General features: G+C 60.8%; 36 protein-coding genes and 1 pseudogene. 16 read left to right on the top strand and 21 right to left on the bottom strand.

Features of this window, described 5'->3' with window-relative positions; all coding sequences use genetic code 11:
* The first annotated feature begins 23 nt into the window (after nt 1-23).
* Nucleotides 24-1,013, top strand: coding sequence for an AraC family transcriptional regulator (locus tag B5P46_RS19485; RefSeq protein ID WP_129420531.1), 990 nt, complete (start codon nt 24-26; stop codon nt 1,011-1,013).
* A 26-nt stretch (nt 1,014-1,039) separates the two neighbouring features.
* On the opposite strand, the gene B5P46_RS19480 is transcribed toward B5P46_RS19485, so the two are convergent.
* From B5P46_RS19480 to B5P46_RS34495, 3 genes are all read right to left on the bottom strand, one after another.
* Nucleotides 1,040-1,522 carry a cupin domain-containing protein gene (locus tag B5P46_RS19480; protein WP_206735374.1) on the bottom strand — a complete coding sequence of 161 codons (483 nt, stop codon included), beginning with the start codon at nt 1,520-1,522 and terminating at the stop codon, nt 1,040-1,042.
* A 44-nt stretch (nt 1,523-1,566) separates the two neighbouring features.
* The gene (locus B5P46_RS19475) at nt 1,567-1,947 is read right to left on the bottom strand and encodes a VOC family protein (RefSeq protein ID WP_129420142.1); all 381 of its coding nucleotides are present in this window, start codon (nt 1,945-1,947) and stop codon (nt 1,567-1,569) included.
* A gap of 171 nt (nt 1,948-2,118) precedes the next feature.
* Nucleotides 2,119-2,361, bottom strand: a complete 243-nt coding sequence (locus tag B5P46_RS34495; RefSeq protein ID WP_164986505.1) for a hypothetical protein — start codon at nt 2,359-2,361, stop codon at nt 2,119-2,121.
* A 69-nt stretch (nt 2,362-2,430) separates the two neighbouring features.
* Between B5P46_RS34495 and B5P46_RS19460 the strand changes: the two genes are divergently transcribed.
* Nucleotides 2,431-2,967 carry an ATP-binding protein gene (locus B5P46_RS19460; protein ID WP_129420140.1) on the top strand — a complete coding sequence of 179 codons (537 nt, stop codon included), beginning with the start codon at nt 2,431-2,433 and terminating at the stop codon, nt 2,965-2,967.
* A 189-nt stretch (nt 2,968-3,156) separates the two neighbouring features.
* Nucleotides 3,157-4,142: pseudogene (locus B5P46_RS19455) on the top strand (aldo/keto reductase).
* Nucleotides 4,143-4,330: 188 nt separating this feature from the next.
* Here the strand turns inward: B5P46_RS19455 and B5P46_RS19450 are convergent.
* Together B5P46_RS19450 and B5P46_RS19445 are read right to left on the bottom strand one after the other, a co-directional pair.
* Entirely contained in the window at nt 4,331-4,744 is a 414-nt protein-coding gene (locus B5P46_RS19450; protein ID WP_129420139.1) for a hypothetical protein, read from the bottom strand.
* A gap of 68 nt (nt 4,745-4,812) precedes the next feature.
* Nucleotides 4,813-5,289: a hypothetical protein gene (locus B5P46_RS19445; RefSeq protein WP_129420138.1), complete on the bottom strand. Its 477-nt coding sequence runs from the start codon at nt 5,287-5,289 to the stop codon at nt 4,813-4,815.
* Between the two features lie 134 nt (nt 5,290-5,423).
* Here B5P46_RS19445 and B5P46_RS35285 point away from each other — a divergent pair, with 134 nt between their 5' ends.
* Nucleotides 5,424-5,723 (top strand): response regulator, encoded by a 300-nt coding sequence (locus B5P46_RS35285; RefSeq protein WP_129420137.1) that lies wholly within the window; start codon nt 5,424-5,426, stop codon nt 5,721-5,723.
* Nucleotides 5,724-5,774: 51 nt separating this feature from the next.
* Here the strand turns inward: B5P46_RS35285 and B5P46_RS19435 are convergent, their stop codons facing one another.
* Both B5P46_RS19435 and B5P46_RS19430 read right to left on the bottom strand, forming a co-directional pair.
* Nucleotides 5,775-6,230 carry a hypothetical protein gene (locus tag B5P46_RS19435; RefSeq protein WP_206735373.1) on the bottom strand — a complete coding sequence of 152 codons (456 nt, stop codon included), beginning with the start codon at nt 6,228-6,230 and terminating at the stop codon, nt 5,775-5,777.
* A 446-nt stretch (nt 6,231-6,676) separates the two neighbouring features.
* Nucleotides 6,677-6,889, bottom strand: a complete 213-nt coding sequence (locus B5P46_RS19430; protein WP_168312616.1) for a hypothetical protein — start codon at nt 6,887-6,889, stop codon at nt 6,677-6,679.
* A gap of 349 nt (nt 6,890-7,238) precedes the next feature.
* Here B5P46_RS19430 and ftsZ point away from each other — a divergent pair, with 349 nt between their 5' ends.
* Complete coding sequence (ftsZ, locus tag B5P46_RS19425) at nt 7,239-8,258, top strand: cell division protein FtsZ (protein WP_129420530.1); 1,020 nt, start codon at nt 7,239-7,241, stop codon at nt 8,256-8,258.
* A gap of 218 nt (nt 8,259-8,476) precedes the next feature.
* On the opposite strand, the gene B5P46_RS19420 is transcribed toward ftsZ, so the two are convergent.
* Together B5P46_RS19420 and B5P46_RS19415 are read right to left on the bottom strand one after the other, a co-directional pair.
* Nucleotides 8,477-10,003 (bottom strand): Ig-like domain-containing protein, encoded by a 1,527-nt coding sequence (locus tag B5P46_RS19420; protein WP_129420134.1) that lies wholly within the window; start codon nt 10,001-10,003, stop codon nt 8,477-8,479.
* A 163-nt stretch (nt 10,004-10,166) separates the two neighbouring features.
* Nucleotides 10,167-10,457, bottom strand: a complete 291-nt coding sequence (locus B5P46_RS19415; RefSeq protein WP_206735372.1) for a hypothetical protein — start codon at nt 10,455-10,457, stop codon at nt 10,167-10,169.
* 167 nt (nt 10,458-10,624) lie between these two features.
* Here B5P46_RS19415 and B5P46_RS19410 point away from each other — a divergent pair, with 167 nt between their 5' ends.
* The gene (locus tag B5P46_RS19410; protein ID WP_129420133.1) at nt 10,625-10,939 is read left to right on the top strand and encodes a hypothetical protein; all 315 of its coding nucleotides are present in this window, start codon (nt 10,625-10,627) and stop codon (nt 10,937-10,939) included.
* 99 nt (nt 10,940-11,038) lie between these two features.
* Here the strand turns inward: B5P46_RS19410 and B5P46_RS34955 are convergent, their stop codons facing one another.
* Nucleotides 11,039-11,257, bottom strand: coding sequence for a DUF1778 domain-containing protein (locus B5P46_RS34955; RefSeq protein WP_432431478.1), 219 nt, complete (start codon nt 11,255-11,257; stop codon nt 11,039-11,041).
* A gap of 99 nt (nt 11,258-11,356) precedes the next feature.
* Nucleotides 11,357-12,181 (bottom strand): helix-turn-helix transcriptional regulator, encoded by an 825-nt coding sequence (locus B5P46_RS19400; RefSeq protein WP_129420132.1) that lies wholly within the window; start codon nt 12,179-12,181, stop codon nt 11,357-11,359.
* Nucleotides 12,182-12,271: 90 nt separating this feature from the next.
* Between B5P46_RS19400 and B5P46_RS19395 the strand changes: the two genes are divergently transcribed.
* Entirely contained in the window at nt 12,272-13,162 is an 891-nt protein-coding gene (locus tag B5P46_RS19395) for an SDR family oxidoreductase (protein WP_129420131.1), read from the top strand.
* Between the two features lie 48 nt (nt 13,163-13,210).
* Here B5P46_RS19395 and B5P46_RS19390 read toward each other — a convergent pair whose 3' ends face one another.
* From B5P46_RS19390 to B5P46_RS19380, 3 genes are all read right to left on the bottom strand, one after another.
* A complete protein-coding gene (locus tag B5P46_RS19390) occupies nt 13,211-13,762 on the bottom strand; it encodes a hypothetical protein (protein WP_129420130.1) in 552 nt (183 codons plus the stop codon).
* Between the two features lie 121 nt (nt 13,763-13,883).
* Nucleotides 13,884-14,090 carry a hypothetical protein gene (locus B5P46_RS19385; RefSeq protein ID WP_129420129.1) on the bottom strand — a complete coding sequence of 69 codons (207 nt, stop codon included), beginning with the start codon at nt 14,088-14,090 and terminating at the stop codon, nt 13,884-13,886.
* A 1-nt stretch (nt 14,091) separates the two neighbouring features.
* A complete protein-coding gene (locus B5P46_RS19380; protein WP_129420128.1) occupies nt 14,092-14,292 on the bottom strand; it encodes a hypothetical protein in 201 nt (66 codons plus the stop codon).
* A gap of 218 nt (nt 14,293-14,510) precedes the next feature.
* Between B5P46_RS19380 and B5P46_RS34490 the strand changes: the two genes are divergently transcribed.
* Entirely contained in the window at nt 14,511-14,684 is a 174-nt protein-coding gene (locus B5P46_RS34490; RefSeq protein WP_003540992.1) for a hypothetical protein, read from the top strand.
* Nucleotides 14,685-14,937: 253 nt separating this feature from the next.
* A complete protein-coding gene (locus B5P46_RS19375) occupies nt 14,938-15,630 on the top strand; it encodes a DJ-1/PfpI family protein (RefSeq protein WP_245456192.1) in 693 nt (230 codons plus the stop codon).
* A 36-nt stretch (nt 15,631-15,666) separates the two neighbouring features.
* Here B5P46_RS19375 and B5P46_RS19370 read toward each other — a convergent pair whose 3' ends face one another.
* Nucleotides 15,667-16,155 carry a DUF1772 domain-containing protein gene (locus B5P46_RS19370; RefSeq protein ID WP_129420126.1) on the bottom strand — a complete coding sequence of 163 codons (489 nt, stop codon included), beginning with the start codon at nt 16,153-16,155 and terminating at the stop codon, nt 15,667-15,669.
* A gap of 90 nt (nt 16,156-16,245) precedes the next feature.
* On the opposite strand from B5P46_RS19370, the gene B5P46_RS19365 reads away from it, so the two are divergent.
* Together B5P46_RS19365 and B5P46_RS19360 are read left to right on the top strand one after the other, a co-directional pair.
* On the top strand, nt 16,246-16,845 hold the full coding sequence (locus tag B5P46_RS19365; protein WP_129420125.1) for a TetR/AcrR family transcriptional regulator: 600 nt from the start codon (nt 16,246-16,248) through the stop codon (nt 16,843-16,845).
* Between the two features lie 144 nt (nt 16,846-16,989).
* A complete protein-coding gene (locus B5P46_RS19360) occupies nt 16,990-17,922 on the top strand; it encodes a hypothetical protein (RefSeq protein ID WP_129420124.1) in 933 nt (310 codons plus the stop codon).
* Nucleotides 17,923-17,982: 60 nt separating this feature from the next.
* Here B5P46_RS19360 and B5P46_RS19355 read toward each other — a convergent pair whose 3' ends face one another.
* Complete coding sequence (locus B5P46_RS19355; RefSeq protein ID WP_129420123.1) at nt 17,983-18,426, bottom strand: SRPBCC family protein; 444 nt, start codon at nt 18,424-18,426, stop codon at nt 17,983-17,985.
* A 53-nt stretch (nt 18,427-18,479) separates the two neighbouring features.
* Between B5P46_RS19355 and B5P46_RS34485 the strand changes: the two genes are divergently transcribed.
* Complete coding sequence (locus tag B5P46_RS34485) at nt 18,480-18,635, top strand: hypothetical protein (RefSeq protein ID WP_164986511.1); 156 nt, start codon at nt 18,480-18,482, stop codon at nt 18,633-18,635.
* Nucleotides 18,636-18,646: 11 nt separating this feature from the next.
* On the opposite strand, the gene B5P46_RS19350 is transcribed toward B5P46_RS34485, so the two are convergent.
* The 4 genes from B5P46_RS19350 to B5P46_RS19335 all read right to left on the bottom strand — a co-directional run bounded on the left by B5P46_RS19350 (nt 18,647) and on the right by B5P46_RS19335 (nt 20,958).
* Complete coding sequence (locus tag B5P46_RS19350; protein WP_129420122.1) at nt 18,647-19,060, bottom strand: GFA family protein; 414 nt, start codon at nt 19,058-19,060, stop codon at nt 18,647-18,649.
* Between the two features lie 150 nt (nt 19,061-19,210).
* The gene (locus tag B5P46_RS19345; protein WP_129420121.1) at nt 19,211-19,903 is read right to left on the bottom strand and encodes a type 1 glutamine amidotransferase domain-containing protein; all 693 of its coding nucleotides are present in this window, start codon (nt 19,901-19,903) and stop codon (nt 19,211-19,213) included.
* A 223-nt stretch (nt 19,904-20,126) separates the two neighbouring features.
* On the bottom strand, nt 20,127-20,426 hold the full coding sequence (locus B5P46_RS19340; RefSeq protein ID WP_129420120.1) for a DUF6958 family protein: 300 nt from the start codon (nt 20,424-20,426) through the stop codon (nt 20,127-20,129).
* The gene (locus B5P46_RS19335) at nt 20,419-20,958 is read right to left on the bottom strand and encodes a GFA family protein (protein WP_129420119.1); all 540 of its coding nucleotides are present in this window, start codon (nt 20,956-20,958) and stop codon (nt 20,419-20,421) included. The genes B5P46_RS19340 and B5P46_RS19335 overlap by 8 nt, the downstream gene beginning before the upstream one ends.
* Nucleotides 20,959-21,078: 120 nt before the next feature.
* Here B5P46_RS19335 and B5P46_RS19330 point away from each other — a divergent pair, with 120 nt between their 5' ends.
* Nucleotides 21,079-21,738: a TetR/AcrR family transcriptional regulator gene (locus B5P46_RS19330; protein ID WP_129420118.1), complete on the top strand. Its 660-nt coding sequence runs from the start codon at nt 21,079-21,081 to the stop codon at nt 21,736-21,738.
* A gap of 227 nt (nt 21,739-21,965) precedes the next feature.
* Nucleotides 21,966-22,448: a DUF4168 domain-containing protein gene (locus tag B5P46_RS19325; protein WP_129420117.1), complete on the top strand. Its 483-nt coding sequence runs from the start codon at nt 21,966-21,968 to the stop codon at nt 22,446-22,448.
* A gap of 175 nt (nt 22,449-22,623) precedes the next feature.
* Here B5P46_RS19325 and B5P46_RS19315 read toward each other — a convergent pair whose 3' ends face one another.
* Nucleotides 22,624-23,010: an ectoine synthase gene (locus tag B5P46_RS19315; RefSeq protein WP_129420115.1), complete on the bottom strand. Its 387-nt coding sequence runs from the start codon at nt 23,008-23,010 to the stop codon at nt 22,624-22,626.
* A 129-nt stretch (nt 23,011-23,139) separates the two neighbouring features.
* On the opposite strand from B5P46_RS19315, the gene B5P46_RS19310 reads away from it, so the two are divergent.
* Together B5P46_RS19310 and B5P46_RS19305 are read left to right on the top strand one after the other, a co-directional pair.
* Complete coding sequence (locus tag B5P46_RS19310) at nt 23,140-24,018, top strand: LysR substrate-binding domain-containing protein (RefSeq protein ID WP_129420114.1); 879 nt, start codon at nt 23,140-23,142, stop codon at nt 24,016-24,018.
* Nucleotides 24,019-24,233: 215 nt separating this feature from the next.
* Nucleotides 24,234-25,889: a putative bifunctional diguanylate cyclase/phosphodiesterase gene (locus B5P46_RS19305; RefSeq protein ID WP_129420113.1), complete on the top strand. Its 1,656-nt coding sequence runs from the start codon at nt 24,234-24,236 to the stop codon at nt 25,887-25,889.

Genomic DNA, 25,889 nt, shown 5'->3' with positions numbered 1-25,889 from the left:
CGTGGGGCGCGTATTTGGCCGGAATGCGTGAAGCCTTGTCCGAAAATCCAGACGCTGCGGGAGTTGCGCGCGACGACGTGCTGTCGGCGCTGCTGTCGACGATCCGCCTTTCGGGATCGCTGCAGTTCTGCTTCATGCCGACGGGCGACTGGCAGACCGATGCCACGCCCTCGCTGGCACGCCTTTCGGCCAAGGCCTCGGGCACGATGCCGTTTCACATCCTCGTGGAGGGCCGCTGCTGGCTGAAGACGGAAGGAGAAGAGACCGAGCTGGAGGCCGGCGACGTGTTGGTCTTCCCCTTCGGCACCGGACATCAGCTCGGCGCCGGAAGAGACGGCATGCTGGTCCTGCCGACCCGCGATCTGCCGCAGAAGCCATGGCGTGAGATTCCCGTGCTGCGTTACGGCGACGAGACACAAGGCGTGCGGCTGCTCTGCGGTTATCTGCAGTGGGACGGGCTGAGCTTCGCGCCGCTTCGGCAGGCCCTGCCCAGATTGATCCATGTCAGGACACGGGCCGCCAATGATGGCGACTGGCTGCGCGCCACCATTCGCCAGATGGTCGAGGAGGTCGACAGGCCACGCGCCGGCGGCGTCTCGATGCTGCCGCGGCTGACGGAAATCCTCTTCATCGAGATCCTGCGCCACCAGATCATGATGGCCGAACCGCATGCGATTGGCTGGCTGGCAGCGCTCGCCGACCCGGCGCTGTCGCGCTGCCTCTCCCTGATTCACGACGATCCCAGATGCGACTGGTCGCTGGAGCAGCTGGCGGCGGCCTCCGGCCTCTCGCGCAGCGCCCTCGCCGATCGCTTCCAGACGATGCTCTCGACGTCGCCGATCCGCTATATTAGGGACTGGCGGCTCTACCTCGCAAGCGTGGCGCTCGCCACATCAGGCCAACCGATCGCGGCGATAGCTTACGAGGCCGGCTATGCCACCGAAGCCGCATTCAACCGCGCCTTCTCCCGCACCTTCGGCACCCCACCGGCCGCGTGGCGGGCTCAGGGCTGAGGATCCGATCGCCCCCTGATGATCGATCAGCGCCGTTGCAGGCCTGTCAATCCGAGGGCCAGCGTGATGTCGTTGATGATCCCCAATCGCGCTTCGATCACCGCGATTTTCTCAGGCGTATCGGCACCAAAAGCCTCGATATCGATGAACATTTGCTCGCAGCCGCCTGGCGTGACCGTGCCGAACATCTGGCCTGGTTCGTCGCCTATGTTTCGCCAGCTGTGCGGTACATGTGGCGGCAGAACGACGACGGTTCCCGCAGGCGCGTCGAACGCCTCGTCGCCGCATTGGAATCGATAGAGCCCGCGGATGACCCGAAAGACTTCGGTCTCCCGCGTATGCGTGTGCGGGGCCGGACCATGACCCGGCGGCGTGAAGGTTTCCCACATCCCGAACGCGCCGCCGGTCTCGGCGGCCGTAGCATGGATGACGATCCTCGCGCCGAAGGGCGTCCTCGCCACGCGCTCCTTGCCGGGTAAAGAGACGACGGCGTTCCTGAAACTCGACATATCCACCTCCCCCTCGATTGCGATCTTTGGGCGGAGCCCGCGCCTCACCCTTGCGGCGCCGGCTCATTGAGCATCGCTTCGATATTGTATCCGTCGGGATCGAGAACGAAGCAGGCATAATAGTTCTCTTCATATTCCGGCCGCGGGCCGGGCGCGCCATTGTCCTGGGCGCCGGCTTCGAGCGCGGCGCGATAAAACGCCTGGACCTCCGCCCTGCTCCCGACCCGGAAGGCGACGTGCAAACGCGTCAGAGGCGGCTTGTCGTCGGTGTGCTGGATCTCGAACAAGCTGCCGCCGACATCAAAGGCCCAGAACACGTTCTCCTTCCCGAAAGAGAGGCGATAACCTAGAGGTTCGAAAGCGCGTTCATAGAACAATTTGCTCTTCTCAAGGTCACTCGCTGCAATGGTGATATGATCGATCATGCCGTGCCCTCCCTATCGTTCCAGCGCGCTATCATAGTCGAAATCGCCGCGGCGGAAAAACAGACGACTGATGGCGAAGGGTGAATGCCAGATCAGCAGTCCCTGCCAAGACAGAGCGGACTCGCCCACGCCCGCAGCCCACCTGCCGCCGGACAGCAAAAGCCCCGCCAATCATTGACGGGGCTGTGCATGCTGAAAATCGGTCGGCATTACGTCCTGGGAGGAACGCAAGCCCGGGAAACGATCGCTCGCCTGTGCCTGATGGATCCCGCCCTCCGGCTTTCCAATCTCGCCGACGTGCTGCCACCATTCCGGCGACCGGACGATCGCAGTCGATATATCGAGGCTCTCAGGATGGCGGGACTGCCAGAGTAGCTGTCGCTTCAGCGGCTTCTTCAGAACGAAAGAGATCATGCCGGGCTATTACCGACCCCCTATCGGCTAATTGCGAAACGATGCTGCTTCGTGCGAAAATGCCGCGCGATGGATCACACGGGCGAAGTTCTCATTCTCACCGGACCGCCGGGCTCCGGAAAAACCACGACGGCCGAGGCGCTTGCCCGCGAGCCCGGCTCGCCGAAGGTCCATCTTCATTGCGACGACTTCTGGCACTTCATCAAGAACGGGGTGATCCCGCCCTATCTGCCGGAAGCGCATGAACAGAATATCGTTGTCGTCGACGTGTTGACGAAGGCGGCGACAGGCTATGCAGGCGGTGGCTACTTCGTCGTCGTCGACGGCATCGTCGGGCCGTGGTTCCTGGAACCGTTCCGGAAAATCGCGGCACCCCTCCACTACGTGGTTCTGCGCCCGCCGCTCGATGTCGCCATCCGGCGCTGCCGGGAGCGTGGCGGCAACACGCTGACCGATCCCGGCCCTATTGCGGCACTCCATCAGCAATTCTCGTCACTTGGCCCGTTCGAACAACATGTCGTCTCGACGGAGGGGCACGACAGGGAAGATACGTTGCGCACGGTGATCGAGGCTATGCGCAGCGGCACGTTTCGCCTGGCGTCATAACGCAAGCCTCTCAGCTTTTGGCGCAAGCAGCAGACACTGCCCGGATCCTCTTACCCAATCCCAGTTCGCCCTCTCCGAGCGAGCCGGGAAACTCATGAGCGGACTTCATAAGTTCATGCCTATATCCCCGGCTAATCGCCCCCGGACTTTGCCCTATCTTGGGATCAAACCTGGGAAGGAGGACTTGAAATGATCAAGCGCAAGCTCGGCCAAAGAGGCCCTGACGTTTCGGCAATCGGTTTCGGCTGCATGGGGCTGAACTACCATCGCGGGCCGGCGATGGAAGGCGGCGATGCCATTGCGCTATTGCGGGCGGCGCATGACCGAGGCGTGACCTTCTTCGACACGGCAGAGGCCTACGGGCCGTTTACCAACGAGGAACTCGTCGGCGAGGCGCTGGCGCCGATCCGTGATCAGGTGGTGATCGCGACAAAATTCGGCTTCAAGGATGGCCGGCCGGAAGTCGGCCTGGATAGCCGGTCGGAACGCATCCGCGTGGTCGTCGAAGAAGCCCTCAAGCGGCTACGCACCGATCACATCGATATCTTCTACCAGCATCGGGTCGACCTTGACGTGCCGATCGAAGAGGTGGCGGGCACGGTGAAGGATCTGATCGACGTCGGCAAAGTGCTGCATTTCGGCCTCTCCGAAGCTGATGCCGGCTCTATCCGCCGCGCCCATGCCGTGCAGGCGGTCACCGTCCTGCAAAGCGAATATTCGCTCTGGTGGCGCAATCCCGAACGGGAAATCCTGCCTGTTGTCGAGGAACTCGGCATCGGCTTCGTGCCCTATAGCCCGCTCGGCCGCGGATTTTTGGCCGGCAAGATGGACGAGAACACCAGTTTCGAAGGCGGCAACGACCACCGCAAGACCAATCCGCGCCTTTCGGCCGAAAATCGCAAAGCGAACCAGCCGGTGGTCATGCGATCGAGGCGATCGCCGCTCGCAGAAACGCGACCGCGGCCCAGGTCGCCATCGCCTGGCTGATGGCCCGCAAGCCCTGGATCGTCCCCATTCCCGGCACCACCAAGCTGCACCGGCTGGAAGAAAACATCGCCGCCGCCGACATCGCCTTCGCATCGGAGGAACTGGCCGAGATCGACGCGGTCTTCTCAGGCATCGAGATCCACGGCGACCGCTACTCGGGAACATCGACAGCCCGCGTCATGCGGTGAGCAGACGCCGACGCTAAATCCCCATGACAAGGGATCGATCAATTCGGGCGGCGGGAGCATTTCCTTCAGGTCCAGAGGATGGCGTTCGACCTCGAGGGCGGTGTCACTGCCTCCGATAAACCCGCAAAACCGCCCGCGAGACGCGGGCGGCTGCATAATCGTGCGGCATCCGCCTCAAGCGCGGATGATCAGTCCTGGCCCTGCAGGCGGTCCATCACCTGCAGCAGCAGATCAGCGCAGGCCTTCATCGGTTCATCCTCAGCGCATTTCAGGTCGATCCGGGTGTTCCCATCCTCGATCCGGAAATGCGCTGCCTTGGACGGCGGTGGCGGTGGCGGGCGATGACCGCGGAAACCACGGAAGCCCATGTCGCCTCTCCGACCATGCCAGCGGTAATCCGGGCGATCTCCCGGCCTCGCATCCGGCCGGTCCGTCATCTGCTCATCGTCATCAGGAGCGGACGGAGACGGCGGCGGAGGCGGCGAGCCGGGTTCAGCCGCTGCGGGCGGAGTCCCGGTGGATGGCGGAGCCGGCGGCTGCTGGGCGAAGGCAGTGCCGGCGAGTGCGGCAAGGGCAAGGCCTGATAGCAGAAGTCGTTGCATGGAAGCGTTCCTTTCGGAGTTATGAGGCGTGTCTGTTAACACCGCAGCGCGGCTTTGGTTCACGCCCGTCACGGCCTGTGATCGAAATCTGCAAATCGTCTGTGCGGAGGACCTTTCGGCGGACGCAGCGCTTCGGTTCGTCCATCCTGACGAACGAGGTAACTCGCATGCACGAAGCCGTCATCGAAGCGGCCCTGGACGGTGACGGCTTCATCCTGGGTGACGAGAGTGCCCTCCTCACCGGCCCGGCCGGTTTCAACAAGCGCCTTGCCGCTCTCATCCTGCAACACAAACTTGTTGCCGTAGATCTCGGCGACCTTGCCCTTGATGGTGACGAGGCTCGAAACCGGCATGGCTGAAATCGCCACCGGCGTCAGCGGCGCCATTTCAGGCGTGGGGCGCATCATCTTCACGGCGCCCGCGCCCCCGGCAGCACCGATGACAAGCGCCACGGCCGCGGCGGTAACGGGAACCGCCAGCCGGCGCCGGCGCGGCATGGGCGTTGCGCCCTCGGCATGTTCGTTGTCCTGGTCTTCGTTCGGCATATATCTGCGCCTTGCTTCAGTAACAGTCGCAATCTAGCCGCGCCGCCCCTCACCGGCCTGAACCTCTCCGTTCAGATTGAGTTAAGCTCGGCCCGATAGTTTCGGGCCGTTCCCGTAGATGAAAGCCCTGCCCCATGCGCATACTGCTCGTCGAAGATGACGAAGACCTGCGCGGCCGGATCGCCGCCGTGCTGCGATCGGAGAACTTCGTCGTCGATATCGCTCGCAACGGCGAGGACGCTCTCCATGCGGGTCTGACCGAACTCTTCGATGTCGCAATCCTCGACCTCGGCCTGCCGGGTAACGGGTTTGGGCTGAGTATCGTCAGCGAGCTGGCAGGGTTGTATGGGGGGTCGCTGGCGCTGGAGGCGAATGGGGCGGTGGGGTTGCGAAGTGTATTGTGTTTGCCGGTGGCGGCGGGGTCAGGGCGGTAGGCGTCGTGGCGGCGGCAATCCTCATGAACCGGACGACGCTTGAGGACGGTGTTATTGTTGGCCGTCCTTCGGACCCTTTATGTAATCACAGATTGACGTGAAATAGAGAGGTTGTCCGGCATGTTCGGCTTTTGATAAGCCGAATTCGACGACGAATTTCTTATCGTTGTACTTAATCGTCGAAGCGAGGAACTCTCCTAAACGACCGCAGTCTCCCATACCGGAACCCGTATACATCGATAGGTTTTTGCCCTTGAAGGTTCCCTTCAGCACTTTCTGGATCTCAAACTCGCCACGCGTCATCCGTATTGTTTCGCCGTCCGATCCGCCACCCGGCATCTCGACACCGTATGTCACCAGCTTCATGCGGCCCCTTACGACCAAATCGGAACTAGCGAAGCTCTCCTTCGTGGACATCTCTTTGCAACTACAGGCGGATGCTTCCGAGGCCGACAGCGCCAGCAAAACCGAGGCGGCAACCAAAACTGCGGCACGATATGAATTCATGGAAATCCCCCATCGACGTCACCTATGCGAATCGATTCATAGCATGACCGCAGATCGGGTTAGAATGATGAGATGATCGTCCTTAGTATGGCTAGAAACCGAAAAATTCCTGGCGACAATCGCCGCTGATGAATTCTAGCTGACTAGCTGACATGCAATGAATCCGAACATCAGTCCTGCGATGACGAAGATGAATGCGAGCAGGCAATTGCATCATTCGTTCAGCCCGAGACTATCTCTATCCTGGTTCGAACGCTGACGTTCGCGTCAGCAAGATGGACGAACACTTCTATATTTTGAATGAAAGCATCATTGACGCGTTTCCCTAGCGATCTCGTAGGGACGGATGCACGATCCGCCTGTCGCACCGGCGCGGACTGCACAGCCGGCGCGTTCGATAGTGCCTCCCCGGGAAATCGCTGCGATCACCCGTCGTTGATTCGCGATCACCTGTCGTTGATCGTCGGAAGGTGCGTTTCGACCTCTACGCGCCGCCGCTCATCCAGCGGCTCAATGTTCTTCTGCCAGAAAGCCTCGGCCTCCGGCGTGTCATCCTCCCAGTGGCGGATCTTGACGATATTATCATCGATCTTGGCCAGCCGTTTGCCGCCAAGCCGCAGATATTCATCCGCCAGTTCTTTCGATCGGGTCGTTTGCATGTCGTGCTCCTCCATAGGTGAACTGAAACACCGATCGTCATTGCCAAGATAGGCCGGCTCTCCCGCGATCGGGCGTCCCTGTTATCGGCGCTTCCGCGCGTCTTCCAGTTAAACAGCACGGGTGCGATCCTGGTTCCAATTCATGGGCCGACACCGGTCCGCGCATTCAGCTGAAGGAGTGGCCGCCACGGCGCCCTCCCCTCAAAGCAGCACCAAGCCCCCTTCCCGATAACCGCTCCCGCCGAGACGTCTTTCGCCTCGCCTCTGCCTTGTTGCTCGCGTATCCTGACGCCCGATTCGCCGTCCGCAAACGAGGGTGGGCATGAACGAAGCATCAAAGGAGAGCGCGATGACGGACGCCAAGGGCGGCATTTCTGGACTACGGCCGCATATTACAGTCATCGGCGTCGGCGGCGGTGGTGGCAATGCGATCAACAATATGATCGCGGAAAAGCTGGCGGGCGTCGAATTCGTCGCCGCAAACACCGACGCCCAGGTGCTCGCCACCTCCAAGGCGACGCGCCGCATCCAGCTTGGCGCGAATGTGACGGAGGGTCTCGGCGCCGGTTCGCTGCCTGAGGTCGGCCATGCGGCTGCCGAGGAGTCGCTCGATGAGATCATGGATCACCTGGCCGGCTCGCACATGTGCTTCGTCACCGCCGGCATGGGCGGTGGAACGGGCACGGGTGCTGCGCCTGTCATCGCCCGCGCTGCGCGTGCGGCAGGCATCCTGACGGTCGGCGTCGTCACCAAGCCCTTTACCTTCGAAGGCAACCGCCGCATGCGGACGGCAGAAGTCGGCATCGAGGCGCTTCGCCAGGCGGCCGATACGGTCATCGTCATTCCCAATCAGAACCTCTTCCGCATCGCTGATGCGAAAACGACGTTCGCCGATGCCTTCATGACGGCCGACCGTGTGCTCTATGCGGGCGTCGGCTGCATTACCGATCTGATCGTCAAGGAAGGCCTGATCAACCTCGATTTCGCCGACGTGAAGTCGGTCATGCAAGGCATGGGTCGCGCCATGATGGGCACCGGCGAAGCCTCCGGCGAGAGCCGCGCGATGAAGGCGGCGGAAGCGGCGATTGCCAACCCGCTTCTCGACGATATCTCGATGCGGGGCGCCAGGGGCGTGCTGATCTCGATCTCCGGCGGTTCGGATATGACGCTGTTCGAAGTGGACGAAGCGGCAAGCCGCATTCGTGACGAGGTGCAGGAAGACGCCGATATCGTCGTCGGCGCGATCTTCGATCGCAGCCTCGACGGCAAGTTCCGCGTCTCGGTCGTGGCGACCGGTTTGGAAGGCAGCCCGCTGCCCGCATCCGCGCCTCACGCCGCCGAGCAGGTTCAGACGCGCACGCTGCAGTAGCGCGGCTGCAATTCTGCTGATTTGTGTTTCCGAGGCTCCGGCCGATTAAACGCCCCGCCGTGAAGAGAACCGGCGGGGCGGCGTCGGCATTCGAGCGGTTAAGGCCCATTAGAGCGCGGTGCGTCCTTTCGGACGCACAAAGGACGCTCTAACGCTTTCAATGCTCAATGCTCGCATCGTGCTTTCCGAAAACCGATTCCGATTTTCGGGCCAACGCGCTAGACGAACAGGCTGTCCGAGACGTTGTGCACCACGGCGATTTCGTCGGTCATGCTGTTGGTGAGGTAGAGATTATCCGCCGCTGAGTCATAGACCACGTTGGTGGTGGAGTCGTCTCCCGGTATGGCGATGTTGATATCGACCGTTGTCTTGACCCCGGTCGCAAAGTCGAATGCCGTGCCGATATGCTCGCTGCCGGAGGAATCGCCGAAGAAGAACGTGCCGTTGACGGCAAAGCCGTATCCGAGCCCGCCGGCCGAAAAGGTCTTGGATTCGATCGGGTTCAGCGTGTCGGGATCGATCTTGGAGACTTGCCAGGTGGAATCATCGATGCGGCCGACGACGTAAATGCCGGTCGAATCCTGCATCGTATTGACGGCCGTGAATCCGCCCCAGTCGAACGTACCCGCCCCGTTCTTGCCGACAAGGCCGGGGATCGGGTCGCCCTTCTGATCGAGCGATCCGTCGCCGGCATCCCACTTTGCGAGATAGGTCTGATCGGGGAAAGGGTCCTCCTCGCCTCTCGCCTCGTTGGTTCTTCCGATGACCTCGCCGCCGCGGACCGAAAAATAGGTTCCGCCGATGTCATATTCGCCGAGAGAGATGGCGCCGCCGGCGTTGCCGGCCTCGAATGCGGAGGCGTTGTCGTAGATGCTCACCATGGAATCATCTGGGAAACCATTGCCGGAGCTGACGTAATACTTGCCCGTTAGCGGATCGACCGCGACCCCCTGGAGTTCGTAATGGTCCAGGAAGGGGCGCACCACATCCGCCTGGACCTCGACATGATTGGTGTTCAACGCCTTCCCGTCCGTCACGCCGTCGACGGTCAGGGTGATCACGCCGGCATCGGCGTGACCGGTGCCGTCGGAGACCTTGTAATATTGGAGTTTCTCCGTGACGTGCTCGCCGTCGTTGAGGTCCGCCTTCACGGCCGGATCGAGGTCGTAGGTGAAGCTTCCATCGCCTGCGAAATGGAAGGTGCCGAATTCACCCGCCACGTCGGTCGTCTGCCCTTGCCCCTGACCGGCAGGAATGCTCGTGCCCTCGACCGAACGCAGGAAGAGCGTGCCCGCCTCTCCTGCGTGATCATTGGCGAGCACGTTGCGGGCCATCTCGCTTCCTTCGCGGAAGGAGAAGGCGTCGTCGACCGCGACCGGCGGGCTCGTGACCCCGTGAATGTCGAGCGTGAAATGGCCGACATCGGTATTGCCGGAGCCGTCGGAAATCTTGTAGCCGATCTTCTCCGTCAGCGTCATTCCGTCAACGAAGCCCGCCTTGGCGGCCTCGTTCAGCGTATAGGTGTAAGAGCCGTCGGCCTTGACGTGGAACGTGCCGTATTCACCCTCGATATCGGTGATCGCACCATCCTTCTTGGCAAGCACCCTCTCGCCGTCGAAGAAGTTGAGAAACATGTTGCCGGAGCCTCCGGCCAGATCATTATCCAGCAGATTGCCTGAGATCACCTCATTCTCGGAAGCGCTCCTGACATCGTCGACCGCCACAGGTTTTGCAAACACTGTCATTGGATATCTCCTTCAAGATCCATTCGCCTTGGTCTATCGGAAGGAAAGCAGCCGGGGCACGGGAGGTCAATGGATTTTCTAGTATGAGTGGTATTTTAGCTTTTCACAGCTTTGTCATGCGTGGGCAGCGCGTCTCGGCGGCGCGCGGGCGACGCTGCCCCCGTCAATCGCTGACGGTAACTCCCCATGACGACGGATCGATCAATTCCGGCAGCGGGATCATCTCCTTGAGCTCGACCGGGCGGCGTTTGATCTCGACGGCGGTATAGCTTTCCCCATGCCCCCATCCCGAGAGGATGTCGAGTTTGAGAGATACGCCATCCGGCGTCAGGCATTCTTGTCTACCCGCGTCGGCAAGGCCGGGCGTCATGTTGAACCAGGAGCAAGTTTCTCCAAGCGCGTCACTGTTCCGTTTTAAGTCGACAATAATTGCTGGAAGCGGAACAAGGCTCAATCCAGAGCTTGCACTCTGCTTGACTTCTCGAAAAATTCAAGGTTTGTTCAAGCAAAAGTTGAGGGTTTATAGTGAAAAGTATTCTTACATATTCGATATTGGCAGTCGCGATGATCTCTCTTTCGAGCTGTACGACGACGTCAAATGTCAAACACGATTCTCACCGCATGACAGCACGTAGCGGCGAAAAGACGTTGGTGCTGCAGAACGCTCACCTCAATGGCGGCTGCAAGTTTATTGACTATCCCCGTGTAGATATCGTGGAGCAGCCCAAGCATGGGCGCACCGAGATTATCCACCAGCCGATTGTCGTCGATTCAGGCGGCATGAAGATGAAATGCGACAAAGTCAAAGCGAATGGCGTTGCTGTCTATTACACATCGCACCCAGGCTACGTCGGCAGTGACAAGTTCATTCTCAGGACGCCCGAAGAGCGTGGCCGCATCGTAGAAGGCGTGGCCGACGTGAAGGTCGTCAAGTAGGGGTCGCAATCGGCGCGCCGTTGCACACTAAGAATGACCGCTGATCGCGTTTGATGCAGCCGCCATTGTCGCGGGATCGAAGGATTTGCGATCGGCTGTTCATGACAAGCCGTCATATCGGTTTAGGAAAGGCTCCGGCGGCAGCCAGCATTTTTCATTCGGCTGAGGCGGATTTTCCAGAAGTTCGCGAATGCGCCGGTAATCGCGTTCCGATGGCTTGATGACCTCCGTTTCGGCGATGATGGCATCCGCCTCAGGCAATGCGGATTGCGTCACGAAATTGGCGGGATCGGGATTGCGAAGCGTCGCCGCCCGCAGCAGTCTGCTTTGGCTGATGCGGCAAGCCCAGGCTCATGCGCTCATTGTCTTCAACGGCCACTCTCGGCATCGCAGACGTACGGATGATGGTGACGCATTTCACCCCAGCAAACCCTTGATCTTCGCCGCATCCTCCGCCGTCGCCGGATTGTACACCACCATGCTGAGATCGGGCCGGCCGTCCACCTGGAAGGCGGAATATTCGAAGGAGAGCAGGCCGAGCACGGGATGTTTTATGTGTTTAGCGCCCTCGCCGTGGGTGCGCACGTCGTTGTCGCGCCACATGGCGAGGAATTCCGGGCTCTTGTGGCAGAGTTCGTCGATCAGCGGCTCCACCTCGGCGGCCGCGCCCGCGCGCGCCGCATCCACCCGGAAGGCGGCGACGACGAAGCGGGCGACGCTCTCCCAGTCGTATTGGGCGGCGCGCACGCGCGGATCGAGAAAAATGAAGCGCAGCACGTTGCGCTCTTCCGGCGGCAGGGCGCCGTAATCGGTGAGCAGCACGGTCGCCGCCCGGTTCCAGCCGACCACGTCCCAGATCGCGGTGCGGATCAGCGCTGGGCTCGGGTCCAGCGCGTCGAGCACGCCCTGCAATCGCGGCGTGATGCCCTCCTCCTTGCGATAGCGCACCTCCGGCGGCCGGCCGAGGCCGATCAGGAAGAGATGTTCGCGCTCGATATCGGTCAGCATCAGGGCGCGGGCGATCCGGTCGAGCACGTCGGCCGATGGCGCGCCGCCGCGGCCCTGCTCCAGCCAGGTGTACCAGGTCGGGCTGATATTGGCGCGGCTCGCCACCTCCTCGCGGCGAAGCCCGGGCGTGCGGCGGCGCTCAGCCGCAAAGCCGAGGGCGGCGGGATCGAGCCTGGTGCGACGGTCCTTGAGATAGGCGCCCAGCCGATTGTCCGCGGTGGTGAATGCACTCATCCTGTTAGCTTTTATACCATGATAAAGTCACTACTTTACCATGATATCAGCCCGTCCGATATCTGTCGCCTCAAATCAGGAGACATCGACATGCGCGTATTCGTCACTGGAGCCACCGGATGGGTCGGCTCGGCCGTCGTCAATGAATTGATCGCCGGCGGCCACCAGGTGCTTGGTCTTGCGCGCTCGGACAAGGGAGCGGCCGAACTGGCGGCATCAGGCACAGAAGTCCAGCGCGGCACGCTCGACGACCTGGAGGGCTTGCAACGCGGCGCGACCGGGGCGGACGGCGTCATCCACACGGCCTTCAACCATGATTTCTCGAAATTCGCCGAAAACTGCGCCGCCGACCGGCGCGCCATCGAAGCGCTCGGCGAAGCGCTGCGCGGTTCCAGCCGTCCGCTGCTGGTGACGGCAGGCCTCGGCCACGCGCCGGGCCGCATCGGCACCGAGAAGGACCCGCCGATGCCTTCGACCGAAACCTATCCCCGTGCCTCCGAAATCACCGCAGTATCGCTTGTCGCCCGCGGCGTGCGCGCCTCCACCGTCCGGCTCCCGCCCTCGGTGCACGGCCACGGCGACCACGGCTTCGTGCCGATCCTGATCGATACCGCCCGGCGGAAGGGCGTCTCCGCCTATATCGGCGACGGGGCCAATCGCTGGCCGGCCGTGCACAGGCTCGATGCCGCCCGCGTCTATCGCCTGGCGCTGGAGCGCGGCGCTGTCGGCGGTCCGTTCCTGGCGGTGGCGGAAGAAGGTGTGGCATTCCGGGAGATCGCCGAGCTCATCGCCCGGCGGCTCAACGTGCCGGCCGTCTCGCTGTCGCGGGAAGAGGCGGCAGAGCATTTCGGCTGGTTCGGAATGTTTGCCGGCTTCGACGTGCCGACCTCGAGCGCCCACACCCGCGCCCTCCTCGGCTGGCAGCCGGCAGAGCCCGGCCTGCTCGCCGATATCGACCACCAGGCTTATTTTGGTGGGTAGATTGATCCATTGCGGCGGCCTTCTGGTATGAGCCGCTGCTTTCCGGAGCTACGATGCATGCTTGCGTGGGCAAACCTCCATCTGTGGCATGCCTTTCAGGGAGTCGCGATAGGCTTGAAACTCCGCCTTGGCATCTCCGGCTTTCATATCCATCTGGCGCCACTGCTGCTCGGTGGGCTCGGGATCGTAGTAAAAGTCGGCATACGTTACGAACTTCTGGTCACCGGAGAACGTAAATACCGAATTCAAGGTAAATTTTCCCGGGCTTTGATCGGTGACAACAACCGAATTTTCCTTTTGCAACAGCGTGATATCCCGCGAATAAACCTGCGGCTCGTCGCCGCCGAACAGAATCATCTGATTATTGGAAAATCGATAATAAGCGCCTTGGCAATTTGTCCCTCTTTCATAGAGGTCGTTATCCTGAAGTCTTGCTATCAACGACGTCTGCTCGGCTCCAGCGCCGGATGCGAGCAATACCAAAATGAGTGTGCCCAAAGCCTCATCATAATCTTCCCTCTTGGCGCGAATAAACGCCCATTTGTCTACGGGATTATAGTCCAATGGGAAATTGGTATTGAAATGCTCGGTTAATTTCAATGCAAGTTTGCGGGCTCCTTCACGGATGCCTGAAGGGCTGACAACTCAAGCGTAAACGGCGCACTATGGACGCACCGTCCAACCGGACTTTATCCATGGCCTCGTTAGAAATAGCGCTGCCCTACCGCATGCGCCCCTCGTTCATATCGGCGGGATCGTAGTTGATGTCCCAGTCCTTACCGGCCTTCTTGCCCGGCGGGTTCTTGTTCACCGTGGCATCCTCCGAGCCGGTGATCACGGTCGGCTTGGCGCTGGCGACACCGGTACTCTTCCTGTCGGCCTGGGATTTGGCGAACTGGCCGGCGGCGTCCTTTTTCGGATTGCCCATGTCACTCGCCTTTCTGCTTCAGCGCGTCGGAGATGTCGTTCATCTCGGGGTCGCTGTTGTTCTCGCCGTTGGCATCGCGGTTTTTGTCCGGATCGTCCTTGGGTTTGAGATAGCCGCGCGGGGTGTTTCCCTTCGGCCCTTCCCAGCGGGGGGATTGATCGGTGGTGCCGGGTGCACCGTCCTTGGGGGTCGTCATGCCCATCTTCGTTTCTCCTTGTTGAGAAGGGAAAACCGGAAAGATCGCCAAGTGTTCCCGCCATTACCGGATCGAGGCAGCGTGGCGCAGCGGCGGCGGCGATGACGGCCAGGAATCTCATGGTGGAGGAACCGGCGGCCGGACGAAGGGTTCCCGGAAAATATGGAACGGTGTCGCCCGTGATCGGTTGTCCAGAGGTCGTGAACCTCGAAAAGGAGCCGAAAATGAGCAAGACCAACGTCCGTGAACTTCAGAAACGCGCCGAACGGCAGGTCAAGAACACTAGCGCCGGCGGCCATCTCGGCGGCACATATTTCGGGCAGCAACCGGACGGAAAAACCGCCTCGTCGACCAACAACGACAGCGCCAAGGCGCGGCCGAACGATGGAAGCAAATAAGCGCCGCAGGCGCGCCTCATCTTCTCCAAGCAAGAAACTCCTTTGCGCCCAGAAACCTGGGCGCATGACGTCGTGAAAGGGAAATCCCCCACGATCAAGGGCCCATTAGCGACGGGAGCGCGTGCTTGGAAGCGGCTTTGCGTCCGGGATTGCGCAAAACAGAAGACAAACCTTTGCGTGACTCGGAGAAAAACGGAAATACTCCGGTAGAAGGAGTCGCCTTGGGCGACCGCACTGCAGATGGGAGATTTCGGTGAGCCGCGCAATGGAAGCCACCCGCATCGGGTTCGTCTTATTCCCTGACCTGACCCAGCTGGATCTCACCGGGCCGTGGGAGGTTCTGACGCGCCTGCCCGGCGCCGATTGCCAACTCCTCAGTCATGAGCTCCGGCCTGTCAAAAGTGCGAGCGGCCTCACTATCCTTCCCACCCTGACCTATGTGGATTGTCCTCAGCTTGACATCATCGTCGTGCCAGGCGGACCGGGACACGTGGATGCCATGCAGGATCCAGGTCTCCTGGAGTTCCTGCGGCAGCAGGCGCCGCAATGCAGGTTCCTGACCGCCGTATGCACCGGTACGCTGGTGCTTGCGGCGGTAGGCTTGCTGATCGGATACAGGGCCACAACTCATTGGGCCTCGCTCCACCGGCTGCCGGTTTTTGGTGCGCTCGCCGCGGAAGACAGGGTGGTCCTGGACAGAAACCGGCTGACGGGCGGCGGCGTTACCGCTGGTATCGATTTCGGCTTTCGCCTCCTGGCCGAGCTTGGCGGCGTTGATCTGGCCAAGGAAGTCCAGCTGCAGATGGAATATGCACCAGAGCCTCCCTTCGCAGGGCATCCGAGCACCGCCGACGCCGATACGGTCGAAGTGCTGAAGGAACGAGGCTTGACGTTCTTTTCCGAGATCGCGCCTATCGATGCAAGCCTCGCCTCTCGAATCCGCTAACCGCCGAGCGTCTTCGGTGTGATCGGGGCGAAGCCGTCATAGCCTTGACACTCCCAAAGCTGCAAAAGCCAGGGCTATTCCGGAAGCCAGCGCCCTCGCCTGGTTCCAGACCTGCCATCGCTGCGAATAGTCCCGCCAGATATCCCGCGCCGCCGCGATGTCGCCAGGAACGGCAGTGGCGGCCAGTGCCTCGTTCATCGGTACGTTGACTGCAAATGTGAGCATCAGCCCGAAAACCAGATAGATGGCCGCCGCCGCGCAGAACCAGAAAGCCGCCGCTCCGCGGCCGCTAAAATGAGCGGCTGCAGCAGTCAGCCCGAGAATAACGGGCGTGAGGAAGAAGGCCGGGAAAAACACCGCGTTGCGGACCGACGCATTCATCGCCTGCATGGCCGCGATCGCCACCCGCGGATCGGTCCGGTCGAGCCCCCACATCGTCGAACAGACCCAGGCGTAGAAGAAGCCGAAGATCGCGCCTGAGAAGACGACCGATGTTACCGACAGTCCCAGAACCGTGCTGCGCATCGCTTTTCTCCAAATCCGTACTATTTTGTACGCCTTTACATAGGCGTATAAGATTGTACGGTTATCGTCAAGACGATGCGAGTGGCCGGAATGCGGGAAGACACGAAGACCAGGCGTCAAGCCGAGATCGAGACGGCGGCCTACGAGCTTCTGAAGGAAAGAGGCTACCGCAGCACGTCGATGCTCGACATCGCCAAGGCGGCGAAAGCCTCCAATGAAACACTCTATCGCTGGTACGGCGACAAGAATGGCCTCTTCAAGACGATGGTCGAAAGCAATGCCGGGGCGACGAAAGCGGCGCTCGATGCGGCGATAAGGGACGAGGTGGATGCCCTGGAAACCCTCGTCCATGTCGCACCGATCCTGCTTTCGATGCTGCTCGGCGACAAGGCAATCTCCCTGAACCGGGCCGCCGCCGCCGACGAAAGCGGCGAACTGGGAGCGACGATCGCTGCCGCCGGCCGCGATAGCGTCTTTCCGCTGATCGAGAAGCTGATCGGCCGCGGCCTTGAAACGACAGCGCTGGCGGCGCCATCGGCAGGTGTGGCGGCCGAATGGTTTCTAAGCCTGCTCATCGGCGATCTGCAGATCAGGCGGGTGAACCGCACGCTGCCGGAACCGTCGGACGAGAATATCCGAGCGCGAGCCGCCGCCGCCATGAGCGCGTTCAGAAAGCTCTGCGGCGCATAGAGCAATCCCAGCAAAGTCCTGTCACCACCCTGCCCGCGCAGATCGACGCTGCCGCTATTGATCGTCGACGCCTCCGCGCTAGCTTCTGCTCGCGGCCGATCGGCCGCTGGGGATACGATCTTTGGGCGAAGGCGGAGGGGCGACGTGGCATCCTATTCGATTGACGATGCGATCCGGGAACTTGCCCCGGCTCTCGGCAAGGCGCCGGCGGGCGCGGTCAGCGGCGATTGGACCGCCACCACGATGCAGGCTGGGCATTCCTCCCGGACGGGCGGCTACCTCGATGCCGAGGGAAAGCATGTCCCGGAGGATTCCAGGCATCCGCTCGACATCATCGCCGATGTCGTCGAAAAGCTCGAAGCCTCAGAGGTGCCGCGTTTCAACAAGGTGGTGATCCGCTGGAAAAAGCCGAAATTTCCGTTCATGCAGGCGAAGATCACGCTCGAAACCAGTTATGACCAGATGATCGTGCCACGCGGCCCCGACGACCCGATCTACGAGACCGCTGCCGCTGTGCGGCGCATCTTCTGGCAGAGCCGCGGCACGCTGCAGGAGGACTTTGCCGTCGAGCGCGGAACGGCCAACATTCACGCCCAGACGAAATGGTTCGGCCCGCATCGCCGCATCCTCGCCATCCATGCGCCGGAAAGGCTGACACTTGCCACCGACGGGCTGTCGACCCCTTGGGCCGGCATATCCGAGCCGGAGAACGGCGTCGAATGCGAGCTTTTCATGGAATTCGACGCCGCGACACTGGATGCGGCCGGGATCGAAAACTGGGCGAACCTGCTGATCAACATCGGAGACCTCGTGGCAGACGGTTATCGTGTCGCCCGCGATGTCGAGAAGCACGGCGCCATCCTGTTCTGCCGGCTGACCGAGGATTACCGCCCGATGACCCGCATCATGCTGAGCCGCGACCCCGGTCGCATCGACGGCCTGCCTTTCGGCTCCGTCCCGCTGATCCGGGCAACGCCGATCGCCGAAACCGAAATCGAGGGGCAGGACATTTCCGACGACTGGGGCGCTGCGGCGGCCCGCAACGCACTGGCCAAGCGCGGCATGGGGATTGATTGATGTCGCAGATGCCGGGCGCCAATGCCGGGCGATTATCGCCCGGCCGGCTCGGTCCCAACACTACTCCTGGATGTCGGGTTCGACGACCCTGGCGAGGTTTTGCAGCGACTCCTGCCAGCCGAGATAACAAGCCTCGGGCGGAATGACGTCAGGCACGCCTGCCTGTACGATATCCACCTCGGTGCCGACCGAAACCTTTTTCAGCGTCACGGTGACTTCCATTTCGCCGGGCAGGTTGGGGTCCTCGAACCTGTCGGTGTAGCGCAGACGTTCGCCGGGGACGAGCTCGAGATATTCGCCGCCAAAGGCGTGGCTATTGCCCGTCGTGAAGTTGCGGAAGGACATTCTGAACGTGCCGCCGACGACCGGCTCCGAATGATGCACGGTGCAGAGGAAGCCGTTCGGCGGAAGCCACTTGGCAAGCGCGTCGGCTTCCAGGAATGCGCGATAGACTTTGTCCGGGCTGGTCGCCAGAACGCGGTGCAAGCGTATGGTACTCGGCATGGTCGTGATCCTTTCTGGATTTATGGAATGGACGAACCTAGGACGGGCGTGGCTTGGCCGATCCGACACCGGATCGAATTTTTCTTCAAGAAAAATTGCTCCAGAGCATGTCGCGCAAAAGTGTGCAGCGGTTTTGCGACAACGACATGCATGGAAACAAAAAACCTAAAGCGTCAGAAGCGAATCTGAAAGATTGCGATGCGCTTTAGGCTATCGCGGCTCAACCAGGCATGCCATCGAACTGTGGAAGATCGAGCGGCCTTGCCCAGGCGAGGCGCCGCCTGGTGAACATTTCGACCCCGGGCTTGATCAGTTCGGGCCGGTCGAGGCTGCCGAGCGTCACGAAGACGAGGCCGGGAAAGCTTTCCAGGTTGCTGCTAAACAATCGGGCGCCGCAATCGGGGCAAAAGCTGCGGTCGAGCCCCTTGCCTGAATCGGCGATGTAATGAAACGCCTTCGGGCTGCCGCTGATCACGGTGAAATCATCCTGTGGCACGGCGAAGAAAGTGGCGACCTCGCCGCCCGTTGCCCTCTTGCAGTCCAGGCAGTGGCAGTTGGCGACGAAGTTCGGGTCGGTGTCGAAGGCAAATCTCACCTCGCCACAGGCGCATTGTCCCGTATATTTCCTCGTCATATCAGGTACCTCCCCTCCCATATTTGAATATTGGCTCTTCGCCGCCGTGCCACAAACGTCGTCGAAACGCGCCTGCGGCCGACGTCGGCACAAGCCGAGTGAGGAAATCTCGACCTCCTCGTGGACAGAAATCGCACCCAAGCGGCGAAGCTAAGCCGCGTCCTGCTTTCTCAAAGCCTCAAGCAGCGTCCGGGCGCCCTGCTTTGACGAAGCCGGGTTTTGGCCGGTGATCAGCAGGCCATCCTGGACGACATGCACACCCCAATCGGCCGTCTTCGAAAACTTTGCACCCTGCTCCTTCAGCACGTCCTCGAGCAGGTAGGGAACGACCTCGACCAAGTGCATGGCCTCTTCTTCGGAATCGGTGAACCCCGTGACGGCCCGGCCCTTGGCGATGGGCTTTCCATCCGGCGCTTTCACATTTGTGAGGATACCGGGGGCGTGGCAAACGAGCGCCACAGGTTTTCCCGCCGAAAGCATGTCCTCGATGAGCGACAGCGCATTGCGGTCGTTCGTCAGGTCCCAAAGTGGCCCGTGCCCACCCGGGAAGAACACGCTGTCATAGTCCGCCTGGTCGATTTCAGAAAGCTTGATGGTGTTGGCGAGCGCACCCATTGCGGCTGGGTCTCGTTCGAACCGTCTCGTGTCTTCCGTCTGGAAGGCCGGCTCGTTGCTCTTCGGATCGAGCGGAGGCTGGCCGCCCTTCGGCGAAGCGAGTGTGATGTCCACCCCGGCGTCGCGGAAAACGAAATAAGGAGCAGCAAGCTCCTCGAGCCAGAATCCCGTCTTCTTGCCGGTGTTTCCCAACTGATCATGCGATGTGAGAATCACGAGAATTTTCATTGCTCAGCTCCTTCAAGCCGGCCGGCGGACAACGCCGTCGGCGCCCGGATTTACGGTGAAATTCTGCCTGCAATCTCATGCTGAAACGGGAGAGGACATAGAGCGGCTGCGCTGCGAAACAAGCTCTCCCGCGCGGTGTTTGCTAGAATTGCTTTAGCCGAAGCCCAACCGGACAAACGGCGGTCGCCCGCGACATCCGTTCGCTGGGCTGAGCCGGCAGACGTCAAGGGCATTTGAAAAGCCTGACCGGCTTTCCCGGCCCGCGCTGGATGATGCGCTTGGCTTCCAGATCCAGCTGAACGGCCTTCAACCACCATCCGGCCTTGGCGCCGCCGGGGAATTCGACCTCGGAGAGATGCGGCAGGATGGCGATGTTTGCCTCTGCTACGGTCAGTCCGGGTGCCTTCTCAGGCAGCGCGGCCAGCAGAGCGTGGCGCATTGCCATGTATTTGGCTTTGTTGACCCGCTCCGTATGGTGCGGCGAGGTTATGCTTTCAATGAGGATTTTTTCGTCATCAGGCATCGATAGCTCCTTTGACAGGGATGTCGGGTACTTTGAAGCCCATCGCAATCCACGCGGTGAGAAGTCTGCCATAGAAGCCGGCCGTCGCCAGCGCGCCGGAAGGCACGTCATCGGGCACACTCGCGCGATCGGGCGCATTCTGGGTCATCGTGCGCAATTGGAGGTGTGGAAGCTCGTCCTGCTTCCAGAGATTGCCGTAGAGGCTAAGCCAGTGGCCACCTTTGAACTCCAGAAAAATGGGCGTGTTACAGCAGGATGCCAGGACACGTCGCGTTGAAGCATTGGGGCCGAGGCGGAACTCCCGCAGACTTTCGGTTCCGGCCAAAAGGCTGATCCGATCCTTGCGATAAAGCACGTAGCGCGTACCGCCATGGATCGTCCGGATCGCCTCCGGCAAGGGAAGCGTCTCCAGCCTGCCAGCCGCATCACTGCAGCTGTTGCAGTGGCATTCCGCGCTGATGATCGGGCCGCCGCGCACCTCAAGGTGAAAGGTTCCGCAGGCACAAGTCAGATGGGTTGTCTTGTTGTTCATGACATCGCTCGCTGTTGAGGGGCTTGGATAGTCGCAATCAAACTAGACCGTTTGGTTCCGTTACGAGAACTAGACGGTTCAGTTTGATCATGTCAAGTAGGGTTAGAGCGGAGATCGAGAATGTTGATACGGGGTATGGAAGCCGAGGGGCGGGCCGGCACTCGTTCGGAGCGCAAACAGGCGGCGATCGTCGGTGCCGCGGCCGAAGTCTTTCTGAGCACCGGTTATGCCGGAGCCAGCATGGACGAGATCGCCAGCCGGTCCGGCGTGTCCAAGCAGACGGTCTACAAGCACTTCTCCAGCAAGGAGGCGCTGTTCGTCGCGGTGCTCACCCAGATGATGGGCGAGGCAGATACCGCCGTTCACACCGGCCTCCCCCAGGTGGAGAACCGCGCTCAGCTGGAAGCCTATCTCCTTGACTATGCAGTCCGCCAGCTCACCATCGTCCTGACGCCCGGGCTGATGCAATTGCGCCGGCTCGTGATTGCGGAGGCGCCACGCTTCCCGGAACTCGCCAAGCTGCTTTACGCGCGCGGCCCTGCACGGGCGATCGAGGTCATGGGCAGCGCTTTCGAACAATTGGCCCGCAAGAAGCTGCTACAGTTCTCCGATGCAACGGTGGCCGCATCACAGTTCAACTGGTTGGTGATGGCCGACCCCGTCAACCGGGTCATGATGCTGGGCGATGCGGCCATTCCGATGAAGCAGGAGATTTACCGCCACGCCGAGGCGGCCGTCGCCACCTTCCTGGCGGCATTTCTGCATTCAGATCAGCGATGAACGACGCCGAAGGCCCGGGCATCACAGCGGCGGTGACTGCAATTTTCCGCACGTGCCAATAGGCCGGCGGTCACAAAGCCGCCGCTCAATCGTCAGCAAATCGCCCCGTTACCGCCGCACCGTGCCCTCTTAAAGGTTCCATCGTCGCGACCTCGCCCGGCCTTTGAGTGGCTGAGCGATCGACCGAGGCGGTCTTGCTGCCAATCAAATCATGCACTTGAAGAGGAATGAATATGATCACTCGTTACACATCTGTCGCAGCATTGAGCGCGGCAGTCTTCAGTCTGCTTGCTTTCAGCCCGGCATCCGCTGTCGACATGGCCCAGGCGCAACAGCAGCCGGCACAGGCGCAGCCGCCGGCGCAAGGCCAGACACCGATGCAGGGACAGCCCGGCGGCAACGGTGCGACGGCCCCCGTCAGCGATCAGAAAATCGAAGCCTTCGCCGTTGCCTATCTGCAGGTCGACAAGGTGAGACAGGAATATTCGGCCAAGATCGGCGCGACCAAGGACGAGGCTGCCAAGCAACAGCTGCAGGAGGAGGCCAAGAAGCAGATGGTCGATACCGTCCAAGCTTCTCCCGACATCTCCGTCGAGGAATACTCGTCGATCCTGACGGCGGCTCAGAGCGACCCGGCTCTGGCCAAGAAGGTTCTGGAAAAGATCGGCACGCCGCCGCCGGGCCAGCAACAACAGCAGCCGCAGCAATAGGCCGCGTGCAGCGCTTAGGTCGCCACGAATAGGCAGCGGATGCCTTGCCGTTCGCGCCGGCAGCAGTGCCCGCCATTTGCCGGGCTCTGCTTCCACCTTGGAAGTCGGCGAAGAGATCGGCTAGAACAGGAGGTCGTCCGAAAACCGCTCACACTTTTCGGCATCATGCTCAGGTTCAGTATTGCGATCCGCTCTTATTGTTCAGGTCGTGCCGTTCGGTGCCCGTCAGCGGCGGGTTGAAGATGCTGACGAGAACGAGATCCTGATCCTTGCCGCCGCGCAGATAATGCCGGTCGTGCTTGTCGAGCACGTAGATATCACCGGCGCGAATCGGAAAGACCTTGCCGTCCATATCCTCCACTTCGCCCTCGCCCTTGATGCAATAGCAGGCCTCCAGGTGATTGCGGTATTGAAGCAGGGCCTCGCTATTGGCGCGAACGACGGTATGGCACACCGTAAAGCCCATGCCGTCGTCCTTAGTCAGCAGGCGGTGGCTCGTGCCGTTGCCCCAGTCGACGAAACGCTCGGTGAGCTCCACCTCTTTCAGATTTCTGACGAACATCGTCGATTCCCCTGACAATTTATTAAGATGCAGCGATGATTCATTTTCATCGCCCGCAACAATTAGCTATTGAAATATCTGGTATTTTCAAATGATGATTTCTGCGTCATCTGTGAGGAAATTTTACAAATGCAGTTGCCGCCGTTGAACGCTTTGCGCGCATTCGAAGCCACGGCCCGCCTGATGAGCCTTTCGAAAGCGGGCGACGAGTTGCACGTCACTCATGCGGCGATCAGCCATCAGATCAAGCATCTGGAGGCCTGGCTCGGCCGCAAGCTGTTGCAGAAGTCTGGCCGCGGTGTTGCGCTGACCGCGGCCGGCAGCGAATATTACCGGGCCGTCTCCGGATCACTGGCGGCGATTGCGCAATCGACCGGCAATATGCGGCGCGATCACGACATGCGCGCCATCACCGTCGGCTGCATCCCCTCGATCGCATCGCGCTGGCTCGTCCCCGCCCTGCCCTCCTTTCAGGAAAGCGACCCCGATCTCGACGTCAGGATCGTCTATGCCCGCGCCGAAGAACGCTTCGACGACGAGAGCCTGGACGTGCTGATCACCATGGGCGAGGATCTGAGCGGCGGCAGGGAAAGCCGCCTGCTCTTCTCGCGCCGCAACCAGCCTGTCGCCAGCCCCCATTACCTCGCCAAACGCAACTGGACGATCGACGACGTCTCGCTCGCCGGCGCCGACCTGCTGCACGACGAATCCGTCGACGGCTGGAAGGAATGGTTCCGCAAGGCCGGCCAGAAAGCGCCGGAGCCGCTCCGCGGCCCGATATTCCAGGATTTCAACATGCTGGCAACGGCCGCGATCGCCGGCCACGGCGTGGCGCTCTGCCCCGTCGAAGTGTTCCGCCGCGAGATCGAACGCGGCGATCTGCTGGTGCTATCCGATATCGCGACGGCAGAAAACCAGGGCTATTACGTCATATCGAACAGCTGGGCAAAAAAACCGGTCCGCCGCTTCATCGATTGGTTCATGACGGAGTGCGGATCGGGCGCGTGAGATCTCGCGCCCGCAGCTCATCGAAGGGTCGCCGATGGATGCAGATAGGTCGCGATGATAGAGAGGCGTCATGAGCCATCCGTGAGCCAGTTGCCCAGAGGTTTGGGGGTTGTTAATCAGAAATGCCTAATGTAAATCTCAGCGTGCACAAGTTGTGTGGGAGTCGAACTGCTACGATATCTGGTTAGGACATTTGGCTAGGGAGAGGCTCGGACATGCGGAAAATTCGTGCGGCCCGCTCGGCCCTCGGACAAACGGAGGCAAAAGCTTCGAGCTCGATCGATCGGCTTTTGTTCTTTGACCGCGATTTCAATCCCGTCGAGAATTTGCTGGGCAATGAGCTGCCTGCTTCCGTCAAACCAGCAGTGTCGTTTTGGGAGCATTTTCCAGAATTGGACAAATCGGCGATTACGCTCGCTTTCCGTTCAATGGGTGACAGTGCCCAGCCTTTGCGAATATCCGGCGATCTTGGCGGGCCCGGATCGCATGGACTGACGATCTATCGGATCGGAAACCTGTTTGCCGTGGTTCGGTCCGAGGAAAGTCTTGACGATGAGCGCGCAACCCTTTTGCATCTGGCTACCCACGATCCGCTAACGGGACTGCCGAACCGACGCCAATTCGGCGAGGACCTGACTGTGTTGTTGCGGGAGAGCGCAGGCTCGAACGAGACTCTGTCCCTGATGCAACTCGACCTGGACGATTTCAAGCCGGTGAACGACACGCTTGGGCATCCTGCTGGCGACAAGGTTCTTCAATTTGCCGCAAGGCGTATTCAAGGCTGCCTTACCGGTGGTGACAGAGCCTATCGACTGGCCGGTGATGAATTCACCGTCATTTCCAGGGGCTCGGGACATCCGGCCAAAGCGCACCAGCTGGCAGAAGATTTGGTTGCTGCATTCAAAAAGCCCTTCACGATAGATGATATCGCGGTATTCGTCGGTACCAGCATTGGCATATCGACTGCGCCACCGGACGGTACAAGTCCGGAGCAGTTGATGAAGGCGTCTGACCTCGCACTCTACGCCGCAAAGAAAGACGGGCGCGGTCGGGCAAAAGCGTTTGATCCCTCAATGCTTGAATCTCTGGAGCAACGCGAACTGCTGCGCCGCAGCCTTCGCATGGCTTTGGTCCAGCAGCAATTCTCTGTTGAATACCAACCCATCGCCGAGGCCGGCTGCATTGTCGGCTTCGAAGCATTGCTTCGATGGCACCACCCCCTGCTTGGGAAGATTCCACCAACGGCATTTATTCCGATGGCCGAGGCCGATGGAATGATGCCGGAAATAGGCGCATGGGTTTTGGAGCAGGCCTGTCGCGAGGCGATGAAATGGCCGGAGAACTACCTAGTCGCGGTCAATTTGTCCGCGGCTGAATTCTTGACAAGCGGCCTCACTGATCGGGTGTCCCAGACGCTCGACCTGGTCGGGTTGCCGCCCGACCGTCTGGAGCTTGAGATAACCGAAACCGTGCTGCTTGAGCGGACCGTCAACAACATCGACACCCTGAATACTCTCAACGTGCTGGGGATACGAATCTCGCTGGATGATTTCGGGACCGAATATTCTTCGCTCAGCTATCTGAAGACATTCCCTTTCGACACGATCAAAATCGACAAATATTTCATCACCGACCTCGAAAGCGATCTGAAAAGCCAGGCAATCGTCCGCTGCATCGTTAACCTCGCCCATGACCTCGACATGCAGGTGACAGCCGAAGGAGTTGAGACGCCAGGTCAGGCGGAATGGTTGCGCAGCGTGGGCTGCGACAGGCTTCAAGGCTATTTGGTCAGCAGGCCGCTTCCGGTCAAGGCAATTGGCGAGTTCATCACCCGGGCGGAAACATCCCTAAGCCATGCCCTGCCGCAGTGA

This window comes from Rhizobium leguminosarum, assembly GCF_004123835.1.
In the GTDB taxonomy this organism is placed as follows: domain Bacteria; phylum Pseudomonadota; class Alphaproteobacteria; order Rhizobiales; family Rhizobiaceae; genus Rhizobium; species Rhizobium leguminosarum_M.
The sequence above is the reverse complement of the archived record's forward strand: the minus strand, read 5'-3'. Positions and strand labels throughout refer to the sequence as shown.